The sequence below is a fragment of the Arthrobacter sp. Y3221114 genome, from assembly GCF_059092625.1.
Genome location: NZ_JBNHHW010000006.1, coordinates 73,089 through 95,214, shown reverse-complemented (window position 1 = coordinate 95,214; position 22,126 = coordinate 73,089). Strand labels below are relative to the sequence as shown.

The window sequence follows — 22,126 nt, the reverse complement described above, 5'->3', positions numbered from 1 at the left end:
GGCCTGATCCTGCTAAACTTCAACCATTGCCTAGGCGAGGGAGGGCCGGAACCGGTCCTCCGTTATCGACGGTGGCTAGCAGCTTCGTTTCTCTGCGCTGGTATCGGTGCGGCGGGTCGGTCTCTAGGCACCCGCCTCATAACCACCCAGCATAAGGAGAACGTCATGTCCGACCAGAAGCTTGCAGCTGAAGTCCGCAGCGAATTCGGCAAGGGCGCGGCCCGCCGGGCCCGCCGCAACGCCCAGATTCCCGCCGTCATTTACGGCCACGGGGCAGAGCCGCTGCACGTGCTGCTCCCGCAGAAGGCCACCACGCTGGCGCTGCGTACCTCCAACGCGCTGCTGACCCTGGACGTTGACGGGAGCGAGCACCTGGCCCTGGCCAAGGACATCCAGCGCGATCCCATCGCCCAGATCATCGAGCACGTTGACCTGCTTACCGTCCGCAAGGGCGAGAAGGTTCACGTCGACGTCAACATCCATGTTGAGGGCGAAGTCGCCCCCGGTGCTGTTTTGGACCTGGAAGAGTTCACCGTTCTGGTCGAAGCCGATGCGACCGCCCTGCCGGAGTCGCTGACCATCAACGTTGAGGGCCGTGAGGTTGGCGAGCACGTTCACGCCACCGACATTCAGATGCCTGCCGGCGTCAGCCTGCTGATCCCTGAGGACACCGTGATCGCCGCGGTTTCCGCTCCGACCGTGGCCGAGCCTGAAGCCGCGGAAGAGGGCGAAGGCGCTGAGCCGGCTGCCGAAACCCCGGCCGAGTAACAACGCTGCCTTTAAAGCCCCCGGCGACTGCATCCCGCATTCGCCGGGGGCTTTGGTCTATCCCTAGGATGATCATGAATCCTTCGCATCTACCGTCCGAGGAGCACCCGTCCACGTGAGCAGCGACACCTGGCTGATAATCGGCTTGGGCAACCCAGGCCCCGGCTACAGCGGCAATCGACACAACGTCGGCCAGATGGCCCTCGACGAACTGGCCGGCCGGTTCGGTGGTTCGTTCAAGTCGCACAAGGCGCACGCACAGGTCCTGGAAGGGCGATTGGGAATCGGCGGGCCCAGGGTCGTGCTCGCCAAGCCACTGACGTTCATGAATCTGTCAGGAGGGCCGACGGCGGCGCTGTGCAGGTTCTTTTCGATCGAACCGGACCATGTGGTCGCCTTGCACGACGAGATCGACATTCCCTTCAACACGATCAAACTCAAGATCGGCGGGGGGGAGGGCGGGCACAACGGCCTCCGCGACATGTCCAAGGCGCTGGCGACCAAAGAGTACTACAGGGTCCGCATAGGCGTTGGCCGCCCTCCCGGGCGGATGGACACGGCGGACTATGTGCTGCGCGATTTTTCGACGGCGGAAAAGAAGGACCTGCCCTTCCTCCTGGACGATGCAGCAGACGCCGTCGAACTGCTCCTGGCCGACGGGCTCCTGGCCGCGCAGCAAAAGTACCACGCCAATGCAAAGCAGGGGTGAGCGCCAGGAGACCGTGCCCTGACCCATCGTCGGACGGCGGAGGACAGCACACCCGGGCGCGGAACTCCGGGTACCCGCGGGTCATGGGCACCGCATCCTGGCCGAAGAACGAGTGGTGACTACTCGTGTCAGGCCGCCCGCGCCTGTTTACGCTGAGAAAGTGTTGCTGGCGCCCTCAAGGCGGTGTCGCAATACCGTGCGCCTGGAGCCCAAGGATTCAGGCGCCTCCAGCGGACCGGCGGGGTTGGCTAAAGCCAGAGGAACCGCGTAGGCGGAACCTTCCCCCAGGCCCCGTCGGTCCTTGCTGGATAACCAGGGAGCTGCACGCCTTGGCAAGCGTCACAAAACCGTCAATTGGCACACAGGGTTGAGCGTGAATAGAATCGTTTCAGCCATTGCGGCTCCCTGAGCGGGGCCGACGATGGGCGGCCTGAAGAGACCGGGCCACCCCCATCCCATCGTCGGCCCCTTTTTCATGACCATTCCGATGCAGGCGTGCCACAGGCAAACGTCGGGTTGCGCTGCGTCGGGGGCGTTTAACGCAGCGCAACCCTTCGGTCAGGGATTTCACCCACCTGCGCAGGGCGGGCTCGTCCCCGTCTACAGGGACTGCGACGTCCGGTTCGAGCCGGACGCGCCGCAGGCCTAGTTTCGGACGACGCGAGGAGCCTTGGCCCCCGCGTGCGCATGGACCTCCGTCTGCCGCAGCGCCAGAAGCTGCCGGATACGGCGCAGGGCAATGGGTCCGGTGGAGGTCTTCCCCAGCCGCTCGACAGCCGCGCTGAGTCTTTCGGCAGCCTCGGCGGCCGAAGAAACGCGCGGCGCCGTTCGGACAGACGAGGGGTCGAGCAGCGCCTTCTCCAGTTCGGCGGCCAATGACTGCTGGTCTTGCACGAGGATCGCGTCGCCGTGCTGCACCATGGTCTCGGTAAACGCAATCTGGTGCCCGTCGACGACTTCCCGCAGTTCCGGCCGCCGGGGCACCGCGATCGGCAGATGACCGGCCTCACGGGCATCGAGGATCGAGCCTGGCCCGCCCTGGACGACGACGACGGTGGCAGTTCGATACAGTGCCAGCAAGTCCTCGCGAGGCATCCTGGTGACCCCGTCGGCGTGCCGGGGCGCACGGCTGGCACCGTGCTGCACCAAGCACGACGGTGGGTCGGGAATACCTGCCAGCCACTCGTCGAGCCAGTCGACCAGGCGGTCGAACGTGTGATGGTCGGTTCCCAGGGAGACCACGATCCGCGGAGCGGGATGCGCGCTGTTCACAGCACCGGTCCGATATTCACGGCTTCGGGATAGAAGCGCCGCTGTTCTTCCCACTGGATGCAGAAAAGCTCGGATAACGGGTAGCAAAGGCGGCCGCTCAGAGTCGGCATGGTGATCCGATCGAAGCACTCTATGTAAACAGTGTGGATGCCGAGCAGGCGGGCGATCAGGAAGAACGGAACACTCACGCCGGCGCCAACGGAAACTACGACATCCGGGCGCTCCCGGCGGAGCGTCGGCCAGGCCAGAAGCAGGTTCCTGATGGCATTACGGACATTCCGGGTGGTTGGATAAAAGCACCACGTGACCTTTTCGTTTTGCAAGGCAGCCTCGACCTCGGGCCGCTGGAACGTCACCCAACTCCGGGCGTGCTGGCTCCACCACTTATCCAACGGCAGCAATTGGGCCAAGTGCCCGCCTGCCGACGTCACGAACATGATTTTCATGCGTAATCCTCCCCCTACCGAGATGCGCCCCACGGCACCCCGAGCCACCGACCTCTCCGGTGATAAGGCGAGCCTATTGACACGTGCTGGTGGATTCACGAGTGGTGCGTACCGGGATCCCGGGGCTGCACCGGTCGTGGCCCTTGCCGCTACCGGGCTTGCCGGAGAATGCGCGCGGGGATACGCGTTGCTTCCCCGGAGCAGAGCCGGAAGACACTCATCTTTACGGTGACTGGTACGGGCATTACTTGGCCTGGGTGCACGATTGCTACCTGCATGTTGCACAACAGGAGACGCTCCCTCCATAGACGCGGTACGAAATCGGCTTTAGACTGTGGACCACACCGGTTGGGGATCGGGCCTTGCGGACCTTGGGGGAACGCAGCTTGTGGCCGGTGCTAATGCATGGCCGGTGGTAATGCACGGCTATGTCTGAGCGACTTTGGGGGGAGACGCTGATGACTGCTGTATTTAATGGGCCGTTTCATGGTCCGCTGACCGACTCTATTTCGCCGGGGCGCCGCCGCCTTGCAGAGGACATCTTCGCGGCACTGCAACCAGGCCACCAAGGGGTGCTGGTGATCGGTGCTGCCGGCATGGGGAAATCCACCATCGCCCAGCAGGTGCTGAAATGGTTCGGCCCGGAAACGCACGTCGAATTTGTCCGGGGAAGCCACGCCTCGTCCCGCACCCGCTACGCCCCGTTGGGGATCCTGCTCGGGGGAGTGGGCGACGACGGACTGGAGCACCCGGCGCTCGTGCTCGAGGGAATCGCTGCTACGCTGCTGAACCGTGCCAAGGGCAAACGGATTGTCCTGTTTGTGGACAACGCCGAGAATCTCGACGCCTTCACCTCCGCTGCCCTAACCCAATTGGCACGCGCCGGAGTCGTTACTCTTTTCGTGGCCAGCCAGGACGTTGCCGCCGGCGACGGAGCCTTTATGCAACTGTGGATCGACGGAGACCTCCGCCGCTTCGACGTTGCTCCGCTGGACCCGACAGACAGTGAGGCGCTGCTGGCCGAGATTCTCGGGGGCAACATATCTTCCCTCGCTGCACGGTCGTTGTGGCAGAACACCGGTGGGAATCCGCGCTACCTGCGGGTCTTGGCCCAAGACCAGGTGGCAGCACGGACTTTGGTTGAGCAGGACGGGACGTGGGTGCTGGCGCAGCCGCTCGTTTTCACCGGCGACATCGCAGAGGTGATGCGACCACGGCTGCTGCAACTGCCTCCCGGGCACCGGCGGCTCGTCGAGCAACTGGCGCTGGCGGGCGGCGTCACGCTCTCGGCTCTTCAGCGGTTGGCCGACCCGCTGGCTCTGGAACACTTGGAGGCCCGCGGTACCATCACGGTCGAGCTGGGCGCCGACCCGCTGGTGCGGGTGGGAGGACAATTCCTGGCCGGAGTCGTCAAGAGCATGCTCACGCCTGGACGGACGCGTGAACTGTGGGATGAGGTGGCGCACGTCCTGCACCCGGAGGAGGTGCCGGAGCGCTACTTGCCGGATCTCGGCATCTGGGCATTGGAGGGGGGCGCCGCGCTGAACCCGGAAGAGACCCTGCGAGCCGCTGCTGCCGCCAACGACCAACTGGAGCCGGGACGCGCGCTGCAGTTGGTCCGGGCACTGGGCCGGCAACACCGCGGCGCGTCCGGCCTCCGGGAAGAGGCCCGGGCACTGCTCCTGCTGGGAAAGCCGGGCCAGGCTGCCGACCTGCTGGCAGCCTCCATCCCGGAGGACGGCAAGGAACCCGTGGCTGCCCTGGTCGCGCTGGCCGGCGAACGTCTCGCCGTTTCGCGGGTCACGGGCGGATCCATCGACCCCTGGTTGGAGGAACTGAGGAACCTGCGCGAAAGGCTCGCCGCAGAACTGCATACGGTGACGGAGACCAACGAAGGCGGCGAGGTACGCGGTGATGCAGCCCGGACGAAGGAAATACTGGAAACCACGATCGATGAAACCCTGCTGATCGAAGCAGAGCAGGCCGCCTTCGACGGCAGTTACGGACAAGTCCCCGAGCTGGTCAAATTGCTGCGCGACGACTGGGACAAACCGCCGCAGATCAGGCTCCGCGCCGGAGCGCTTCTCTGCGAAGCATTTGCGGTCATGGGCCGGCAAACGGAAGCCCTTGGCGTGGGAAACATGTTGCTGGCGGAGCTGGCGGATCGGCGACTGCCCAAGGGGCTGCGCAACTTCGTGGGGACCCGGATCTTCACGTCGCTCATCATGGCAGGCCAACTTGATTCATGCCTAAGCTATTGCGAAACCTTCGCGGCGCAGGCGGGGACCTCCCTGTACAGCGGCGGGAGCGAGCTGGCCTTGGGGCTCGTCCACGCCCGCGCCGGTCGGGCGGAAAAAGCCCTTGTTGCCCTGCTACCGGCCATCAGCCAGCTAAAAGTCTCCGGCAACAGCGGCGGCGTCGTCCTTGCCAACGCGGCGGCCGCCTACTCCTACTCGCTGCTGTCGGATGAAAAAAATACCCGCCGCCATCTGGCCGCTGCCGCTGCTTCACCGGAACGTCCCCGCCAGGTGGCGCGCCGCGCCACGGAATACTTCAGCATCCTTGCGTCCCAGCGGCTGCAGCGGGGGGACGACGCAGCCGCGGTGCTGAATCAGACCGGTGTCGAAGAACTGGCCGCCGGAAATTCTGCCGCGGCCATGATTTTTCATGCCGCCGCCGCGCGGGTGGGCGGCAGGTCCTATGCCCGCAAGCTGCAAACATCGGCTGCCGCCTGCGACGGCGAAGCCGCACGGCTCTGCATTGAGTACAGCGAGGGCCTGATGTCCCAAGACCCCGGGATGCTGCTTAAGGCTGCCGATGGCGCAGCGGCGCTGGGCGACATCCTGTTCAGCTACGACGCCGCCCGTGCCGCCCAAAGCGCGGCGGTCACCGGAGGCGACCGCGCAGCGGCCCGCAAGGCGCGCGCCTTGGAAAACGCGGGCTACCGCATGCTCCGGGACAGCAGCACCATTGTTGCGATGCTGGCGTCCCTGAGTCCCTTCGAGCTGACCTTGGCGCAGCTGGCCGCCGAGGGCAGCAGCAGTGCAGCGCTGGGCCGGAGGCTGCATCTGTCGCCACGGACCGTTGATTGGCACTTGGGGAAGATGTTCGCCAGGCTCCATGTCTCGGGCCGCGCCGATTTACGCGAACTGCTGGGAGCGGCGGGTTCGGCATCATGACTGACGCTGGTAACGGGCGTCGGTTGGTGGGACGGGACACCGATGTCGTGGCGGCCACTGAGAACATCCGCAGTGGCAACGGGACATGGATCGTCGCTGAACCCGGGCTAGGCAAAAGCGCCCTCGCGGCTGCCGTGCTGCAGGAACTGGCGGGCGACGTGCGGCCGTTTCGAGTACATGGGAGCCGGACCTTCTCCTCGGTCCCATACGGCGCTTTGGCCCCGCTGCTCACGAATTTGACGGCGCAACAACTCGACTCGCATTTCTCCACCATGCGTACCCTGACGGAGCGGCTGCAGTCCGATACAGCCGGCCTGAAGCCAGCCCTGTTGGTGGTCGACGACGCCCAAGACCTGGACGCGAGAAGCGCGGAAATTCTTGGCCAGCTGGTCGCCTCGATGCAGGTCAAGGCGCTGCTGCTCAGCCGACCCAGCCTGGCCGAACCGCCCACGCTGCTGGGAGAAGCGGTCGAGGGCGTGCTGCACCGCCGGTCACTGGATCCGCTGACCGACGGGCAGGTGCACCAATTGTGCAACCAGGTACTTGGCGGAGAGACCGCGGCCAGTGCCAGTGCCATATTCGCCCGGGCGAGCGGCGGTAACCCGCTCTTCCTGCTAAGCCTGCTGGAGCAGGCCCGGCAGGCTGGACGATTAGTTCAGACCCGCGGCGTGTGGCTCTTGCGCGATGTGCTGCCGGAGGCGGACGTCCGCCTCTCGGAGCTGATTGAACGGGAGCTCAGCGAATTGAGCGCCGACGAGCGCGAGGTATTGGATTTCGTGGCTCTGCTCGGGTCAGTCCCCCTGACGGTGATGTTCGAATGCGGGAACGTGCAGGCCATCGACCGGCTGATGGAAAACGGACTCATCGAGATCTCGCCGCCGCCCGAACCGCGGGTCTGGCTGCGCAACCCGGTTCACGCCCGGGCCCTGCCGACTCTGGTGCCGGTATTCCGGAGGCTGCGGCTGTATCGGAAAATGGAGGACGTCCTGCCGGGCGGCGGATCGGGGGAGATGCTGTTCCGGCGAGCAAAGTGGGCGCTCGATAGCGGCGTGCAGCTGCCCGACGATGAGCTGGTGAAGGCGGCCGCGGCGGCCAACAATGCGGGAGAAACAGAGCTTGCCGTGCGGTCAGCTGGCGCCGTGATGACAGTTGAGTTCCGCTGGGCGGCGCAGCTGCAGCGGGCCAGGGCGATTTGCCCTTCCGATCCCACGTCCGGCCCCCTCATCGAGGGGTTGGTCGCCGCCGCCGGTAATGCGGAGCAGGCCCGGGATGCAGCACTGCTGGCGGTACAACGGCCGTATTCCCCCGATATTTGGACGCACCGCAGCCTGGAGGCCTGGGCCGCCGAGGCAGAGGGCTTGCCGACGCGCTCCAATTCAGCGCCTGGTATGAATCAGGCCGGCATGCTGGACCGGAGCCTCCGGCTGCTTGGATTGCGCCATCTTGTGTCCGACGGCGAATACACGGCGGCGAGCGGGCCCCTGGCGGTGCTCGTTGCGGAGGCGTCCTCTGCCCAGGACCTGGATTGCCTGGTGCTGGCGCGCGCGCTGTTGGCCCAGGTCTATACGGTCACCGGTCGAGCGGATCACGCGGTAGGGGAAACGACCAAGGCCCTGCAGGCGCTCGAAGCGCATGAGCCACAGGTAGCAAGCCGGATGTTTGTCGTTGTCCGCCATATCACCGCGCTGCTGACGGCGGGGCGTTGGGATGACGCCGCCGAAGCAGTGGCTGGATTCCGGGCCGCAAGGCCCAACGAGCTGGTCCATTACGGCGGAGCAGTCGACGTAGCGGCCGGGATCATCCTCGGGCGCCGGGGCGATTATGCCGAGGCTTACCGGATGCTGGCCGGGGCTGCCGGGGAACTGGAGCACCACGACCCGTTAGGCCTGCGCCCGGTGGCGCTCGCCGTCGGTGCGTATCTGGCGATGTTGAACGGGCAGGATGAGCCTGCCGGACAGTACCTGTCCGATTACGCGCTGACGGAGACCGGTAACGCTACTCCCTCCGGCCTCTTCAGCGAAGGCCTGGCTGCTGCCGCCCGGCTTCTCCAGTTCCCCGGCACCAAGGCGCTGTCCGAGCTGCAATCCCTGGCAGACACCGCGGGGAACCGGGGCTGGAGCTCCCTCGAACTCGCCATGGGCTTCCTGGCCATTCAGCTGGGCGACATGGGCCGGATCGGCCAGGTCGGGACGTTGGCCGCTTCCCTTGAGGGGAGGGAGGCCGCGTTGGCAGCCCATTACTGCGAGGCTGCGGACACAGGGGGAATCGAGCAATTGGTGCACACGGCCGAGGAAGTGCACTCATCAGGGCTGGTCTCCCTTGGGCTCCACACCCTGTCCGAGGCGCTGCGGATTGCCAAGGCGGAACGCAACAGGACCGCGCAAAGGCGCATTAACGCACTGCTCGGGCAGTGGCAGGAGACGGCACCCGTCGCCCGCGAGGTCCCGTCCTCTACGTCGCTGACACGCCGGGAACGCGACATCGCGGCGTTGGTCATCGCGGGCAAGCGCAACGCGGAGATTGCTGACGCGCTCTCGCTGTCGGTACGGACCGTCGAAGGCCACATCTACCGTATGTTCGAGAAACTCGGTATCAACCGCAGGGAGCAACTGGGGCGCGAACACCTGTAGGAGCGGCCCGTGGGTATGACCACTGCCAGAGGCAGGTATGCCGCCGGTAGTGGTCGTTCCATGTCCGGGTATCAGGCGTCCCGCTACCGGCAAAGCCCTCCTCTTCGCACCCGCGGTTGCCGCTTGCGCCGCAATATTGGAAGCAGAAACCTGAGTAGCGCGGCGGACAATCAGGTAGCCGGTACGCGCACGCACTCAGGCGCGCTTCCGTAGGCTTCTGAGGGTACGGAAAACACCGGCCCTGCAAGGACGCAGGGAGTTCACGGATCGCTTGGGCGCGTAACCCGTACATGTATAAAGGACGGCTGCGGCACCCGCTGCCGGACAAAAGCGGGAAGTGCATTTCTGGGGGGAGATGTGCAATGGGGGATTCTGTAACCCGTGTGCTGCTGGTTGCGGCAGGGGGACTGGCCAGGGAAGTCCTGGCATCGATGCGCTCTGCGGGTGGCTGGGACGTAGTCGGCGTGCTCGACGAGGACCCGGACGTCCATGGACGTTCCGTAGATGGTGTACAAGTCCTCGGGCCTGTCGAGGCGGTTCACCGGTACCCGGATTGCCGGCTCCTGGTATGCCACGAATCACCGGCCATCCGCCAGCAATTGGTGGACCGGTTGGCGGAGTGTGGAGCCGGGCCCGAACGCTACGCCACCTTCGTCGGCCTCCGCGCACCGCTTTCTGCGGGCGTCCGGGTCGGTGCAGGCAGCCTTGTCCTGGGGGAAAGTGTCTTGGCCGCGGGAGTGACCCTTGGAGAACACGTCGTCATCATGCCGCGGGTGTCACTTGCGCACGATGTCGCAGTGTCAGCATTTGCCACCGTGGGGGCAGGTGCGGCCCTTGCCGGCCAGGTGCAGGTGGGGCGTGGCGCTTGGCTACAGATGTGCTGCAGCGTCGCCTCCGGTGTTGCCATCGGCCGGGACGCGACGGTGGGCATGGGCTCCGCAGTCCTGGGCCACGTGCCGCCCGAAGAATGCTGGGCGGGGGTGCCGGCACGCCCGGTAGCCGGCTCTGTAGACCAGAGGGCCCCCGGTCAACTGTCTCTTGGCGAGGGAGCGCAGGAGGCCGTTTTCAGCCGGAGTGCGGGGGGAAGCGTCGGCCGCTCGGCCTTCGAACGGCTGGCTGCAGCGGCAGCTCTGCTGAGGGCGCCATGAGGGCCGCGAGGACATCGCTTGTTTGCGAGGCCGCCGGCGGAGCCAACGCCAGCCGCCGCCGGCCAACTTCGCGCCGGTCAATGATCACTACGCCGGACTTTCCGGTTCTTGAAGGGAAGCGCTAGCCATGCATGATGCCCAGGTGTCCACGGACAACTACCTGCAACGCACGGTCGCCCCGCTGGTGGGTGTCGCCGCGGAAACGTTCGGGTTCGAGACGCCGGCTGCACCGAAACTGTCCATACCGACGCTCCTGAAACCGGCTATTCCACGTCTGGGAACGCGCGACGGCACGTCCAAGCCGTGGGCCCGTCGCTACCAGGCCAAACTGCTCGCTACGGACACTGCCATCATCGTGCTCTCGGTGGGTGTGGCACTGCTGCTCGTTGGTGATCAGGCAACCCGGGCCGGTGTGACCCTTGCGCTGGTCACCGGCGCTGTCATGGCCTCGGCCCTCGCGGTCGGGAGGACCCGGGACCTGCGGGTGATCGGTGTGGGAGCCGCCGAGTACAAGAAAGTGATCAGGGCAAGCTCCGGCGCCTATGGAATGCTCGCCGTCGTCCTCCTGGCCCTGCAGGCGGACGAGTTGGCACCCTTATTCGTGGCGGGGGTGCCGGTCGGCGTCGTCGCACTCTTGGCGGGACGCTGGAGCTGGCGACGGTGGCTGACGAGGCAGCGGGAGAACGGACACTACCTTTCAAAGGTCGTCGTCCTCGGTGCCTATGAAGACGTCGTTTACGTGATAGACCAGATCGCCAAGAAATCCGGCGCCGTGTACCAAGTGGTGGGGGCAGCGCTGGACGGCGTCCCGGCCGACAGCGGCGCCCTCGCGGCACGGCAGGTCCCCGTGGTGGCCGGCCTGGACGACGTTGAGCGGGCCGTGGGACTCCTTGGCGCAGACGCCGTCATCGTTGCGGGACAGGTGGGGCAGCGCAGCGGCTACCTGCGGGAACTCGGCTGGCGGCTGGAGGAGAGCGCCACCGAACTGGTGGTCGCGCTGTCGCTGACCAACGTCGCCGGTCCCCGGATCCAGATGCGCCCGGTGGAGGGCTTGCCGCTGATGCATGTCGAGAGGCCGCAGTTCTCCGGTTACCGGTACTTGCTTAAGCGGTTCGTCGATGTCAGCGTCTCCGCCGCCGCTCTTCTTGTCCTGCTACCTGTCTTCGCCGCCTTCGCCGGCCTGATCCGCTGGGACTCACCCGGCAAGGTTTTTTTCAAGCAACGCCGGGTGTGCCGCAACGGACAGACGTTTGAAATGTTCAAGTTCCGGTCCATGACCGCCAACGCCGAGGCAGAACTTGAGGGCCTCAAGGCTATGAACGAAGGCAGCGGGCCGCTGTTCAAGCTGCGGTCCGACCCTCGCGTCACCAGGGTGGGCGCCTGGATGCGCAAGTACTCACTGGACGAACTCCCGCAATTCTTCAATGTCCTGCGGGGCGAAATGTCCCTGGTCGGGCCCCGGCCTCCGCTGCCCTCGGAAGTGGCGGGCTACGAGGGCCACGTGGGCCGCCGGTTGTACATCAAGCCGGGGCTGACCGGGCTTTGGCAGATCAACGGACGGTCCGACCTGAGTTGGGACGAAAGCGTCAGGCTCGACCTCTACTACGTGGAGAACTGGTCGCTGACCGGGGACCTCATGATCATGTGGCGCACGTTGAAGGTGATGGTGAATCCAACCGGCGCTTATTGAGGGCCCGCCGTCCATGCGATGAGCGCTCGCTACAAGCAGGAACAAGCGAACCAAGCAGTGAAAGGGGAAATTGATGGGGGCGGATATACAGGCGGTCAACCGCCTGGATTTGGGACGCTACGTCCCGGACACCGCGCTGGCGCCGGAGCTCGCCGGTAGGGCCGGGGCCATGCTGCGGCAGTTGCAGTGGGACGCCGCGGTGGCGGGATGGACGGCCGAACGGCTGAAAACAGAAGGTGATGCGCGCTCGCATGAGCTGCTGGTCGCAGCGCTGCGGCGGTCTCGGCCGCAGGACCTCGTGTTGTCGGAAGAGGGCGAGGATGATCCGGCGCGCCCGGGGGCGGAACGGGTCTGGATTATCGATCCGCTGGACGGCACGCGTGAATTCTCCGAAGGGCGCCGGGACTGGGCGGTCCACGTGGCTTTGTGGTGCAGGGGCAGCCTGCGGGCGGGGGCCGTCGCGCTGCCGGGACTTTCCACGACCCTGGATACCTCCGACCCCGCCGTCCGGTTGCAACCGTCCCGCTTCCCGCCCGGCCGCCGGTTGCGGATCGCAGTATCGCGGACCAGGCCTCCCGCCGTCATTGACGCACTGGTGGAGGAAACGGGCGCGGCAGTGCTGCCGATGGGCTCTGCCGGCTACAAGATCGCCGCCGTCATCCGCGGCGAGGTGGACGCCTACCTGCACAGCGGCGGCCAGTATGAATGGGATTCTGCGGCTCCGGTCGCCGTGGCCCGTAGCCGTGGCCTGCATGCCAGCAGGCTGGACGGTTCGCCACTGGTCTACAACCAACCGCGTGCGTACTTGCCCGATCTGCTGGTCTGCAGGCAGGAACTGGCAGGAGACCTGTTGCAGCGGCTCAGCCTGTTGTCCAGGAAATAGGCGTTACGTACCGGCCGGCACCATCAAAGGGGGAAGAAAGAAATGAATGAAACAACCAGTGGACCGCGCTATCACGTGAGCCACCTTAAACTGCTCGAGTCGGAGGCGATCTATATCATCCGTGAAGTCGCCGCCGAACTGGAGAAACCAGCGCTCATGTTCTCCGGCGGCAAGGACTCGATCGTCATGCTGCATCTCGCGGCGAGGGCCTTCGCGCCGGCACCGATACCGTTTCCGGTAGTACACGTCGATACCGGCCACAATTTCGACGAGGTCTTGCAGTTCCGCGACTCCTTGGTCAAAGAACTCGGGGTGAACCTGGTCGTCGGCTCGGTGCAGGATGCCATCGACCGCGGGCTGGTGCAGGAGGAGCCCAACGGGTCCCGCAACCGCATCCAGACGGCCGTGCTGCTGGAGACCGCCGAAAAATACGGCTTCAACGCCCTCATGGGCGGGGCGCGCCGTGACGAGGAAAAAGCCCGGGCCAAGGAACGGGTTTTTTCTTTCCGTGATGAATTTGGCCAGTGGGATCCCAAGAACCAGCGTCCGGAATTGTGGGGCCTGTACAACCCCCGAATCCATCTGGGCGAGAGCATTCGCGTGTTCCCGATTTCGAATTGGACCGAATTGGACATCTGGAGCTACATCGCGCACGAGCAGATCACCGTCCCGCCGATCTACTACGCCCATGAGCGGGAAGTTTTCGAACGCAACGGCATGCTCTTCGGAGTGCATCGCTTCTGCCAGCCGCGAGGCAACGAGCGCACCTTCAGGGAGACGGTTCGGTACCGCACCGTCGGCGATGCCACCCTCACCGCCGCTGTCCGTTCCACGGCGACGACGGCCGCGGACGTGATCGCCGAGGTAGCGGCGACCCGCATCACCGAGCGCGGCGCCACCCGCGGGGACGACCAAGTCAGCGAAGCGGCCATGGAAGACCGCAAGAAAGAGGGGTATTTCTGATGGATCTGTTGCGTTTTGCCACTGCGGGTTCGGTCGATGACGGGAAGAGCACCCTGATCGGGCGCCTGCTCTACGACTCAAAATCCATCTTCAGCGACCAAATGGAAGCGATCGAACGCACAAGCCGGGAACGAGGCGACGAGTACACCGACCTGGCCCTGCTGACCGATGGGCTGCGCGCCGAACGGGAACAAGGGATAACCATCGACGTTGCCTATCGGTATTTCGCGACGCCGAAGCGCAAGTTCATCATCGCCGACACTCCGGGCCATCTGCAGTACACCCGCAACATGGTCACCGGCGCCTCCACGGCGGACGTCGCGATCGTCCTCGTGGACGCCCGGAAGGGCTTGGTGGAACAAAGCCGGCGCCACGCCTTCCTCGTGTCGCTGCTGCAGGTGCCGCACCTGGTGCTGGCCGTCAACAAGATGGACCTGGTGGACTGGTCGCAGGAAGTGTTTGAACAGATCCGCGAGGAGTTCAGCGGGTTCGCCAGCAAGCTGGAAATCACCGACCTCTCAATCATCCCGGTGTCCGCGCTGCAGGGCGACAACGTGGTCTCCCGGTCGCAGAACATGCCGTGGTACGAGGGGCCGTCACTGCTGCACCATCTTGAGAACGTACACATTGCGAGTGACCGCAATCTCGTGGACGTGCGCTTTCCAGTACAGTACGTGATCCGGCCACACCAAAACCGCAACCACGACTATCGCGGTTATGCCGGCCAAGTCTCCGGCGGCGTCATGAAGGTGGGCGACGAGGTGATCGTCCTGCCCAGCGGCCTGGCTTCGCGGATTTCAGCCATCGACACCCCGGACGGACCGGTAGACGAGGCCTTCGCTCCGATGTCGGTTACCGTGCGGCTCGAAGACGATCTGGACGTCTCCCGCGGTGACATGATCTGCAGGCCGAACAACAAGCCCTTGGTGGCCCAGGACATCGACGCGATGGTGTGCTGGATGAGCGACAAGCCGCTCCAGCGGGGGCAGAAGCTTGCGGTCAAACACACCACCCGCAGCGCGCGGGCCTTGGTCAAGGACCTGCAGTACGGGCTGGACATCAACAGCCTGCATCGTCGTCCCGACCCCGACTCGCTCAGCCTCAACGAAATCGGCCGGATCAGGATGCGCACCACGTCGCCGTTGCTCGCCGACGAATACAGGAGGAACAGGCAGACCGGCGGTTTCATTCTGATAGACGAGGCTACGAATGCGACGGTCGGCGCCGGAATGATCGTCGCCACGGCCTGATACCGGCGCCGGCACCAACAACCCTGCCCGTGGATTTATGCCACGGGCAGGGCTGCGGGCACCGAGGTCGGAACGAGAGGGACCGTCGGATCCCGTGGGCGCGCTAGCCGTCGGCCGCCGCACCAACTGGCATCTGCCCTGATTTGACCAGGTTGAGGAGCTCCCCGACGGCCTCCTCGACGTCGACCCGGGAAGTGTCGACCACGTAATCGGCGTCCTGCGGAGTCTCGTAGGGTGAACTGATGCCGGTGAAATCAGGAATCAGGCCGGCCCTCGCCTTCGCGTACAGGCCCTTGCGATCGCGGGCCTCACAGACCTCCAGGGGGGTCGAGACATGCACCAGAAGGTAGCCGCCCGCCTCCCGGGCCACTGCCGCAACCTCCCGGCGTGCAGCTTCGAAGGGTGCAATCGGGGCGCAAACCGCTATGCCTCCGGCCCGTGAAATCTGTGCCGCCACCCAACCGATCCGACGGACGTTCAGCTCACGATCGGCCGGCGAGAAGCCCAGCCCCGCCGACAGCATCCGGCGCATTTCGTCTCCGTCCAGCAGGATGGCCTCGCGGCCATCCATACTCTGCAAGCGTTCGGTGAACCGGCGGGCCAAGGTCGACTTGCCAGAGCCGGACAGCCCTGTAAACAACACCACCAGGCCCTCCCGCCGCGTCCCGGCCGCATCCGCGGCGGGCCGCGCGGGCGAGGTAAGCGACGCATGATCCGCCGTGAAATCAAGGACAGCCGCGGCGCCAAGCCGCTCCAGCGCATGGCTCCGCAGCAGGGAATGGTCGTCGGCATCCGGAATGACCAGCAAACGCACCAAGGCGCCGGCTACGCGATGGGCGCAGTCGTTCAGGGCGTCCAGCAGCTTCCTGAGGTCCCCGGTGGCGGAGACCGAACTGCTGACCACGGCGGTCAGCAACAGGCGGCAATCGGCCTCATATGCGGCGGACACCGCCTTGGCGATCTGTCCCGGCTCCGGCGAAACGGCAAACGCCGCAACAAGGCAGGGGCCGTCCGCCTCCGACAGGGGAGCGGTCAAGCGGAGTCTCCGCGCCGGCGGGTGTTCTGCCGGCTGTAACGGCTTCAGGGTACCGCTCAAATAGACCGCACCGTTGCCGCCAATGCATGGCGCCTCCGCGTGGTCTGGCTCTTCGTGGCTGACGCGTTCAACAACAGCGAGCCGGGCCAGCGGCGTACCTTCCGGATCAGACAGGAGCAGGGCACCCTGGGCGGCGCTTTGCCGGGCGATATCGGACGGCACGGGCAGCGTGAACTCACGGGGCCAGCCGTCCGGTTTGTGGCCCGGCCGGCAGTAGCCGTCCGCTGGTGCATACAAGCCGCCCGTGAGCAGCTCGAGCTCGTCAAGGCTGGCGCCGGACAGCGCGTAAACCGGTTCCCGCAGGGAAGCTGACCAGTCCCTCACTGGGCCACCTCCGACGCCGGTTGGCCAGCCGCGGCGCGGGCGCGTTCGTGGTTCTCGGTCCAGGCCAGGGCAGGGAAGCCCCGGCGCCGGCGGATATGCATCCAGACCAGCGGTGCCACCAGCAAGACCGCGACCAGGATTAACCCCGTGGTGGTGTTGTCAACGCCCAGCATCTTCAGCGAGGAGGCCAGGAGGACAAAAGCCAGGGCCCGCCTGACGAAACCGCCGCTGAGCCGGGACGACATCTGGGCCCCGACCCAGACGCCCGGAATACTGCCCAGAATGAGTGGCAGGGCGATTCCCAGGTCCAGCGAACCGAACAGCATATGACCGACGGCAGCGGCCACGACAAGCGGTACGGCTTGCACCAAATCCGTGCCCACTAGCTGGGAAGCCTTGAGCCCCGGATAGATTATCATGAGACCGATGATGATGATGGACCCTGACCCGACGGATGTCAGGCCCACGATTATGCCGCCGACGACGCCGAGCAGCACCGTCGGCAGGATCCGGGCGGCTACTTCCGGTCGATCCAGCGGCAGCTTCGCGCCCTGCCCGTTGCGCGACTTGGCTCGTTCGACCAACCGGATGTAGGCGCGGACGACCAAAAGCACGGCGGTGAGCATCAGGGCGCAGCCCAAGGCGAATTTGATTCCGTCTTGGACCAGGGCGTCGTCGCCGAGCGCCTTGAGTATCAGAACGCCGCAGAAAGCCGATGGAACGGCTCCGATAGCCAGCCATTTAACCAGCTGCAGGTTCACGGTCTTTCGCCGCAGGTGGACCGCCGATCCGACCGGCTTCATGACTGCGCTGGCCAGGAGATCGCTGGAGACAGCCGTCAACGGCGGAACGTTGAAGAAGAGCACCAGCATCGGCGTCATCAAAGCGCCGCCGCCCATGCCGGTCAGCCCGACGACGATGCCGATGCCGAACGCGGCGAAACCGATAGTGACGTCCATGAAACGATATTTTGGCAGCCCTGCTGCCGCGGAAATAGAGTATTTTTCCTTGCCGCTACTGGAATAGTTACGCCAGTCCCCGCGGCACGAAAAGGCTTCAGAGATTCAGGTGCGTCCCATTGTTTTCGCCGGCAAGGCCGCGCCGCTGCCTCTTCACTCGTGCGCCAGTCGGCATGCAGAAGGGGAATTCAGCGCGCCATCGTCAATGAATTCGCGGAATGCGGTCAAATCCTCCGGACGCGAGTCGATGGCGGTGTCACCCACGGCGAAATGGTCTTCCTGGGTAGGGCCAAAGTGGTTCCAATAAACCAACGCGCGCAGCCGTGGCAGTGCAGCGAGGTCGTCGGCGGCGGTCCGGAAGAAATCGGCCTTGGCGCCGGCTGGTGGAAGTTCCGCCGCAACACCCCATTCGGCGAGCATCTGCGGCTTGTCCGGGTATTGTTCCGCCGCCCAATCATAGAAACCGGGCCAGGCCCCGCCGCTCGAGCGGTTGACGAGCCCAGCTAGGTCCGTGGTGCCGGACCCGGGGTAGGCATAGGGATCCTGCGCAATCCAATCAACCACGTCGTCGCCGGGGTACAGATCGGCGAACCAGTCTTGCACGGTCCACTTTTCGGCACCGGTGTAGTTCATCACCGTTACCACGTTGTCCACCCCGTTGGTACGCAGTGTCGACACGACATGGCGGAAAAACCGGCGGAAATCATCGGCAGTCTGACCGGAATCCGGGTCCGTGTTAACCTCGTCTTCCATCTCCGCATTCAGCGACAGGAAAAACGGCTGCTTCGCATGCGCGTCCAGGTGGCGGGCCAATTGGAGAAGGTAATGATCGGCGGCGCCGTCGGCAACCTGACGCCAGGTCAGCCCGTCTGGTTTCCAATTGTAAAAAAGAATCCTGTTTCGACCTGGTTCGCTGCTGCGCGCAAGTTCAATCCCGTCCGGAAACATCTTTCCCTGGCCTCGTTTGTAATAGCGCACCACGTCCACGTTCCGTCCGGCCGCCGCCTCAAAATCGGTCAGGGCGGCATCCCAGTCCTGGCCTGGCAGCGGGTTGGCGGCCACGCCGAGCAGAACGTTGCAGGTCGGCTGCGACCACCGATCGACCTGCGAAAATGGCAGCGAGCAGGAGGCAAGGGATACCACGGCAGCAACTAATGCAGGCAGCAGCACACGACGTCTCATCTGCGTCTCCTCCGCAGTGCGCATTCACACCTGATGAGTGGCCGCCTCTGCCTGGCTGACGGCGTGTCCCCGGCCGGCCTCCGGGGTGCCTGTCGACCCGGCGGCGGCCTCCGGAACTTCCCGCATCCGCGTCCCGCGCAGCAGCGACGCCCGGCGACGCCACACCGCCGCCGCATACATCAACGCGGCTGCCGCCAGCACCGCCACCTGGACCGCCGGCGGCCACACCAGCACATGTGCGGCCAGCCACGGCGCCGCACCGAAGACCAGCAACATGAAGGCGGCCATCGCCACGACCTCCCGCGAGGTCGGCACACTGTGCAGCGTCCGGTGCACCTGGACCAGACACAGGACATTTTTGAGCACGATCGCAGAGGCCCACGCCGCCGCAGCTCCGAAGATGCCAAGCGCCGGGACCAGCAACAGGCAGAGCACCACATCGGCGGCCAGCGCCAGCGTGACGTTGATCAGGGACAGGCTGCTCCGCCCTGCCATTAACAGCAACACGTCCAGCGGACCCATGGCCGCGCCGATCAGCATGGCGCAGGCCAGCAGTTGCAGGCTTCCGGCCGCGAGGGCGAAGGACGAACCGAACAACAGCTTCAGGAGCCATTCGGCATAGGCAGTGATCAAGAGGTACACCGGCCAGGTCAGCATGACCGCCCACAGCGTCATCTTCCGTGCCACCATCTTGGCCTGGTCCAGCTGTCCGCGCGCGAGGAGCCGCGCAAGTTGCGGTTCACTGACCTGTTGCATCGCGCTGGTGGCCATCTGACCCACCACCAGGAATCGCGTGACGGCGGTGTACAGCGCGGCGGCCGACGGGCCGGCGAGCACCGTGACCAGCGCGATGTCCGCCCGCTGCAGCCCGACCTGCGCCAGCCGGGCCAAGCCGCGGGGGATCGTAAACTTCCAAAATGCGGCGCGCGCAGCGTTGGCCTTGATGGGGTAGTCGATGACGGCTGTGCCCGATGAGGCGCCGGTGAGCGAGCCCGGATTCGCCCGCAGGATCCGCAGCAGCCCTGCGGCCGCGAGAACCAGCCCCAGTAGGTAGGGCGCCGTCCACGCCAGGGCCAACCCTACGGCGTCGGCACCTGATACGCCTGCCAGCAGCACGCAGGCAAGCTGCAGGCAGGGGCGCAGCAGACGCTCGACGACGATCGTCGGCCGCATGTGCGCAAGTCCCCGTGAGACGGCCAGTAGAAGCTCGTAAATTGCGCCAATGGGCAGCGCGGCGGCGAAGACCACGATCACGTCCCGTGTCGCCGGCGCACCTCCGAGCAACTGTCCGAGTGGCCCGGCCAGCAGCATGCCCGCGGCCATCACGACCAGGCTGGCGGCCAGGGCGGCCAGCAGGCCTTCCACGACCAGCCGGCGGTTGTGCCCGCTCTCGGAGCGAGCGTTGTTCCACGCGATAAACCGGATGAGCCCCTGGTCCACGCCGAGTTGACACAATGCCAAGGCAATCAGGAACAGCGACGTCACGGCGAACAGGGAACCGGCGGTCTCCAAATCCCAGAGCCGGGAGATCAGGACGATGACCACGAAATTTGCCCCGGCAGAGATCCCGCTGCCCAGGATGTTCACACTGCCTGAGCGTGCTATCCGGCGGACCGCAGCTTGGCCGTCGTCGTCATCCGGCCGGACGCGCCCGTTTCCCTTGGCGAACACGGATGACGCCACCGGTCAGCTGCGGGAGAGCGGCCGGGACCGCTCGCCGGTCTCCGTCGTGCCTGGTCCGTCGGCTAGGCCGCCGTCGACGGAACCGCCTACCGGTACCGGTTCGGGGCTGGCCGTTTCCTGGCGTTGGATCGCGGGCTGGGGCGGTGTGGCCCTGCGCCGGCTGGAACTCCTTCGGAGGAGCACTGATCCAAGCATCGCAGCCCCACCATTGCCGAGCAGGTCGCGGGCCGCCGAAGCTTCCGTGGCGGTGGACCGCCCCTGTGCCGCGACCAACACCGCCTCACGGCAAGCGCGCATCAGGGAGCCGCCCGTGGCCGAGTCGGCTGCAGGTCCAACAACGAGCACCAAATCCGAGGCGTTCTGCAGCGTGGCCAGCACGGTGTCCAGGGCACGGTGCTGAACCAGCGCCGACAGGCGCTGCGGCTCCCGCCCCGTTTCCAGCACTGACACGTGCTCGGAGACCTGAACCAGCAGCGTCCGGGCCTCGGACGGCGGAAGCTGGCCGTTCAGAAGTTCGCTCAGACCATTTCCTGCCGCTCCGTCATCCTGCGCAGAAGCGGACGCCTTGCCATCAAGCGGTGCCGTGCCGTCCGCCATCACCACCACGGTGCGGAGACCGGCCTCCTCGAACGCCTGCACCAGCCCTTCGGACACCTGCCGTGCCGCCGTTCCTTCCGAGAGCCCGGCAAGCAGAACAGTGTTGTTTGGCAGGAACGTCACGCGCTGCAAGGCGTTGCTCAGCCGGCGATAGTCGTCCAAGGTGGCCTCCGCGTTCCCCCCTGCCGGGAGCGCTTCCACCGTGCCGAGCACCGGACCTATTCCTGCGGAAACCAGATCCGGTCCGTCAAGAATCCGCTGATGCAGATGCTCGCGCAACAGAGCCAGCCCGACCCCCACTGCCATGGCCAGAAGGACTATCCCCCCGGCAATCAGCAGTGGGTCCACGCCATCAGGCACGGTGGGGAGGCTGGCCGGGTCGATGATGTCGCCGGGATCCAAGGATCCTGCCTGCGCGTCCGAAGCCTCGAGCCTTATCTCCGCCAGTTGGTTGGCGTACAGGGAGACCTGCTGCTCGAGGTCCAGTACGGCCGCTTGATCTGGTTTTTCTGCGGTCCGCGCAGTGTTCAGCGCGGCGGAGGCCTCGTCCAGCAGTTGCGTAGCAGACGCGATCTGCTCATCGTGCATCGCCGATCGGGCCTCCAGTACATCTGCGGCCCGGTCGCTGCGGTACTGCAGATAGGCCTCGGCCAGCGCCCCGGCCACGGACTGCGCTTGAGCCGGTGAGGCCGCGCTGTAGGTGATGTGCACTACCTGGGAATTGGACGGCACCTCCGTGGCGATGAGCTGCCCGGCGTCTTCGCCGAGCGCATCCGAGACCGATTCCCTGGCGAGTTCGACCACGGCCTGCGTGTGGACCAGCCCGGCCTCGGTGGTCAAGGCGGCGAGCTGCTCGTTTCGCGTCGGCGGAGTTGCGGGCGAGAACGGATTGCCCGACAACGGTTCCAAGAAGACAACGCTGGTCGACGAATATTTGGGCACGCTGCCCGCGACATAGGCTCCGGCACCAAGCACTCCCAGCAGCACCACAGCCAGCAGCAACAACCAATGCCGGCGCATGGCACGGCCAAAGAATGCTGGGCGCGCCGATGAATCGTCCATGATTAAACCCCCAACTTTTGCCGACTGGCTTTCGCCTCCGGCATCCCCAAAGTTTCCCCAAAAAACGCCCGCCAAATGCCCCCAAGCGATGCGTGATGCCCAGTCTTGCACAGAACCACAGAGTGCGGAATAGCCCGCCCGCGCAAACATTAACGCTTTCATCAATAGCACGGGCGTTTTCACAAAATTCTTGACAGGATTCCGTGCCGCCGTGATTATTGGCAAGTCTGGGGCGAACGGCCGGCGCATTCCGCGCCGGGTGAACGGCTCCCAGCCATGGGGGAG

General features: G+C 65.5%; 16 protein-coding genes. 9 read left to right on the top strand and 7 right to left on the bottom strand.

Annotated elements, in window-relative coordinates:
• Nucleotides 1-165: 165 nt before the first annotated feature.
• Nucleotides 166-768 (top strand): 50S ribosomal protein L25/general stress protein Ctc, encoded by a 603-nt coding sequence (locus tag AC5RV3_RS13820; RefSeq protein WP_494122638.1) that lies wholly within the window; start codon nt 166-168, stop codon nt 766-768.
• A gap of 115 nt (nt 769-883) precedes the next feature.
• Entirely contained in the window at nt 884-1,477 is a 594-nt protein-coding gene (gene pth / locus AC5RV3_RS13815) for an aminoacyl-tRNA hydrolase (RefSeq protein ID WP_494122637.1), read from the top strand.
• 645 nt (nt 1,478-2,122) lie between these two features.
• On the opposite strand, the gene AC5RV3_RS13810 is transcribed toward pth, so the two are convergent.
• On the bottom strand, nt 2,123-2,749 hold the full coding sequence (locus AC5RV3_RS13810; RefSeq protein ID WP_494122636.1) for a glycosyltransferase: 627 nt from the start codon (nt 2,747-2,749) through the stop codon (nt 2,123-2,125).
• Nucleotides 2,746-3,195 (bottom strand): PssD/Cps14F family polysaccharide biosynthesis glycosyltransferase, encoded by a 450-nt coding sequence (pssD, locus tag AC5RV3_RS13805; protein WP_494111524.1) that lies wholly within the window; start codon nt 3,193-3,195, stop codon nt 2,746-2,748. The genes AC5RV3_RS13810 and pssD overlap by 4 nt, the downstream gene beginning before the upstream one ends.
• Nucleotides 3,196-3,653: 458 nt before the next feature.
• Here pssD and AC5RV3_RS13800 point away from each other — a divergent pair, with 458 nt between their 5' ends.
• The 7 genes from AC5RV3_RS13800 (at nt 3,654) to cysN (ending at nt 14,938) form a co-directional block, all read left to right on the top strand.
• The gene (locus tag AC5RV3_RS13800; RefSeq protein WP_494122635.1) at nt 3,654-6,374 is read left to right on the top strand and encodes a helix-turn-helix transcriptional regulator; all 2,721 of its coding nucleotides are present in this window, start codon (nt 3,654-3,656) and stop codon (nt 6,372-6,374) included.
• The gene (locus AC5RV3_RS13795) at nt 6,371-9,004 is read left to right on the top strand and encodes a helix-turn-helix transcriptional regulator (RefSeq protein ID WP_494122634.1); all 2,634 of its coding nucleotides are present in this window, start codon (nt 6,371-6,373) and stop codon (nt 9,002-9,004) included. Before AC5RV3_RS13800 ends, AC5RV3_RS13795 begins: the two co-directional genes overlap by 4 nt.
• Nucleotides 9,005-9,366: 362 nt before the next feature.
• Nucleotides 9,367-10,152 carry an LbetaH domain-containing protein gene (locus AC5RV3_RS13790; RefSeq protein ID WP_494122633.1) on the top strand — a complete coding sequence of 262 codons (786 nt, stop codon included), beginning with the start codon at nt 9,367-9,369 and terminating at the stop codon, nt 10,150-10,152.
• A gap of 127 nt (nt 10,153-10,279) precedes the next feature.
• Nucleotides 10,280-11,842 (top strand): sugar transferase, encoded by a 1,563-nt coding sequence (locus tag AC5RV3_RS13785; protein WP_494122632.1) that lies wholly within the window; start codon nt 10,280-10,282, stop codon nt 11,840-11,842.
• 73 nt (nt 11,843-11,915) lie between these two features.
• Entirely contained in the window at nt 11,916-12,725 is an 810-nt protein-coding gene (locus tag AC5RV3_RS13780) for a 3'(2'),5'-bisphosphate nucleotidase CysQ (protein ID WP_494122631.1), read from the top strand.
• Nucleotides 12,726-12,767: 42 nt separating this feature from the next.
• On the top strand, nt 12,768-13,688 hold the full coding sequence (gene cysD / locus AC5RV3_RS13775) for a sulfate adenylyltransferase subunit CysD (RefSeq protein ID WP_494122630.1): 921 nt from the start codon (nt 12,768-12,770) through the stop codon (nt 13,686-13,688).
• Nucleotides 13,688-14,938 carry a sulfate adenylyltransferase subunit CysN gene (gene cysN / locus AC5RV3_RS13770; RefSeq protein WP_494122629.1) on the top strand — a complete coding sequence of 417 codons (1,251 nt, stop codon included), beginning with the start codon at nt 13,688-13,690 and terminating at the stop codon, nt 14,936-14,938. The genes cysD and cysN overlap by 1 nt, the downstream gene beginning before the upstream one ends.
• A 103-nt stretch (nt 14,939-15,041) precedes the next feature.
• On the opposite strand, the gene cysC is transcribed toward cysN, so the two are convergent.
• The 5 genes from cysC to AC5RV3_RS13745 form a co-directional block, all read right to left on the bottom strand.
• On the bottom strand, nt 15,042-16,358 hold the full coding sequence (gene cysC, locus AC5RV3_RS13765) for an adenylyl-sulfate kinase (RefSeq protein WP_494122628.1): 1,317 nt from the start codon (nt 16,356-16,358) through the stop codon (nt 15,042-15,044).
• The gene (locus AC5RV3_RS13760; protein ID WP_494122627.1) at nt 16,355-17,317 is read right to left on the bottom strand and encodes a sulfite exporter TauE/SafE family protein; all 963 of its coding nucleotides are present in this window, start codon (nt 17,315-17,317) and stop codon (nt 16,355-16,357) included. Before AC5RV3_RS13760 ends, cysC begins: the two co-directional genes overlap by 4 nt.
• A 153-nt stretch (nt 17,318-17,470) precedes the next feature.
• Complete coding sequence (locus AC5RV3_RS13755) at nt 17,471-18,499, bottom strand: glycoside hydrolase family 26 protein (RefSeq protein WP_494122626.1); 1,029 nt, start codon at nt 18,497-18,499, stop codon at nt 17,471-17,473.
• 24 nt (nt 18,500-18,523) lie between these two features.
• Nucleotides 18,524-20,170 (bottom strand): oligosaccharide flippase family protein, encoded by a 1,647-nt coding sequence (locus AC5RV3_RS13750; RefSeq protein ID WP_494122625.1) that lies wholly within the window; start codon nt 20,168-20,170, stop codon nt 18,524-18,526.
• Between the two features lie 15 nt (nt 20,171-20,185).
• Nucleotides 20,186-21,841: a GumC domain-containing protein gene (locus tag AC5RV3_RS13745; RefSeq protein ID WP_494122624.1), complete on the bottom strand. Its 1,656-nt coding sequence runs from the start codon at nt 21,839-21,841 to the stop codon at nt 20,186-20,188.
• Nucleotides 21,842-22,126 lie beyond the last annotated feature (285 nt).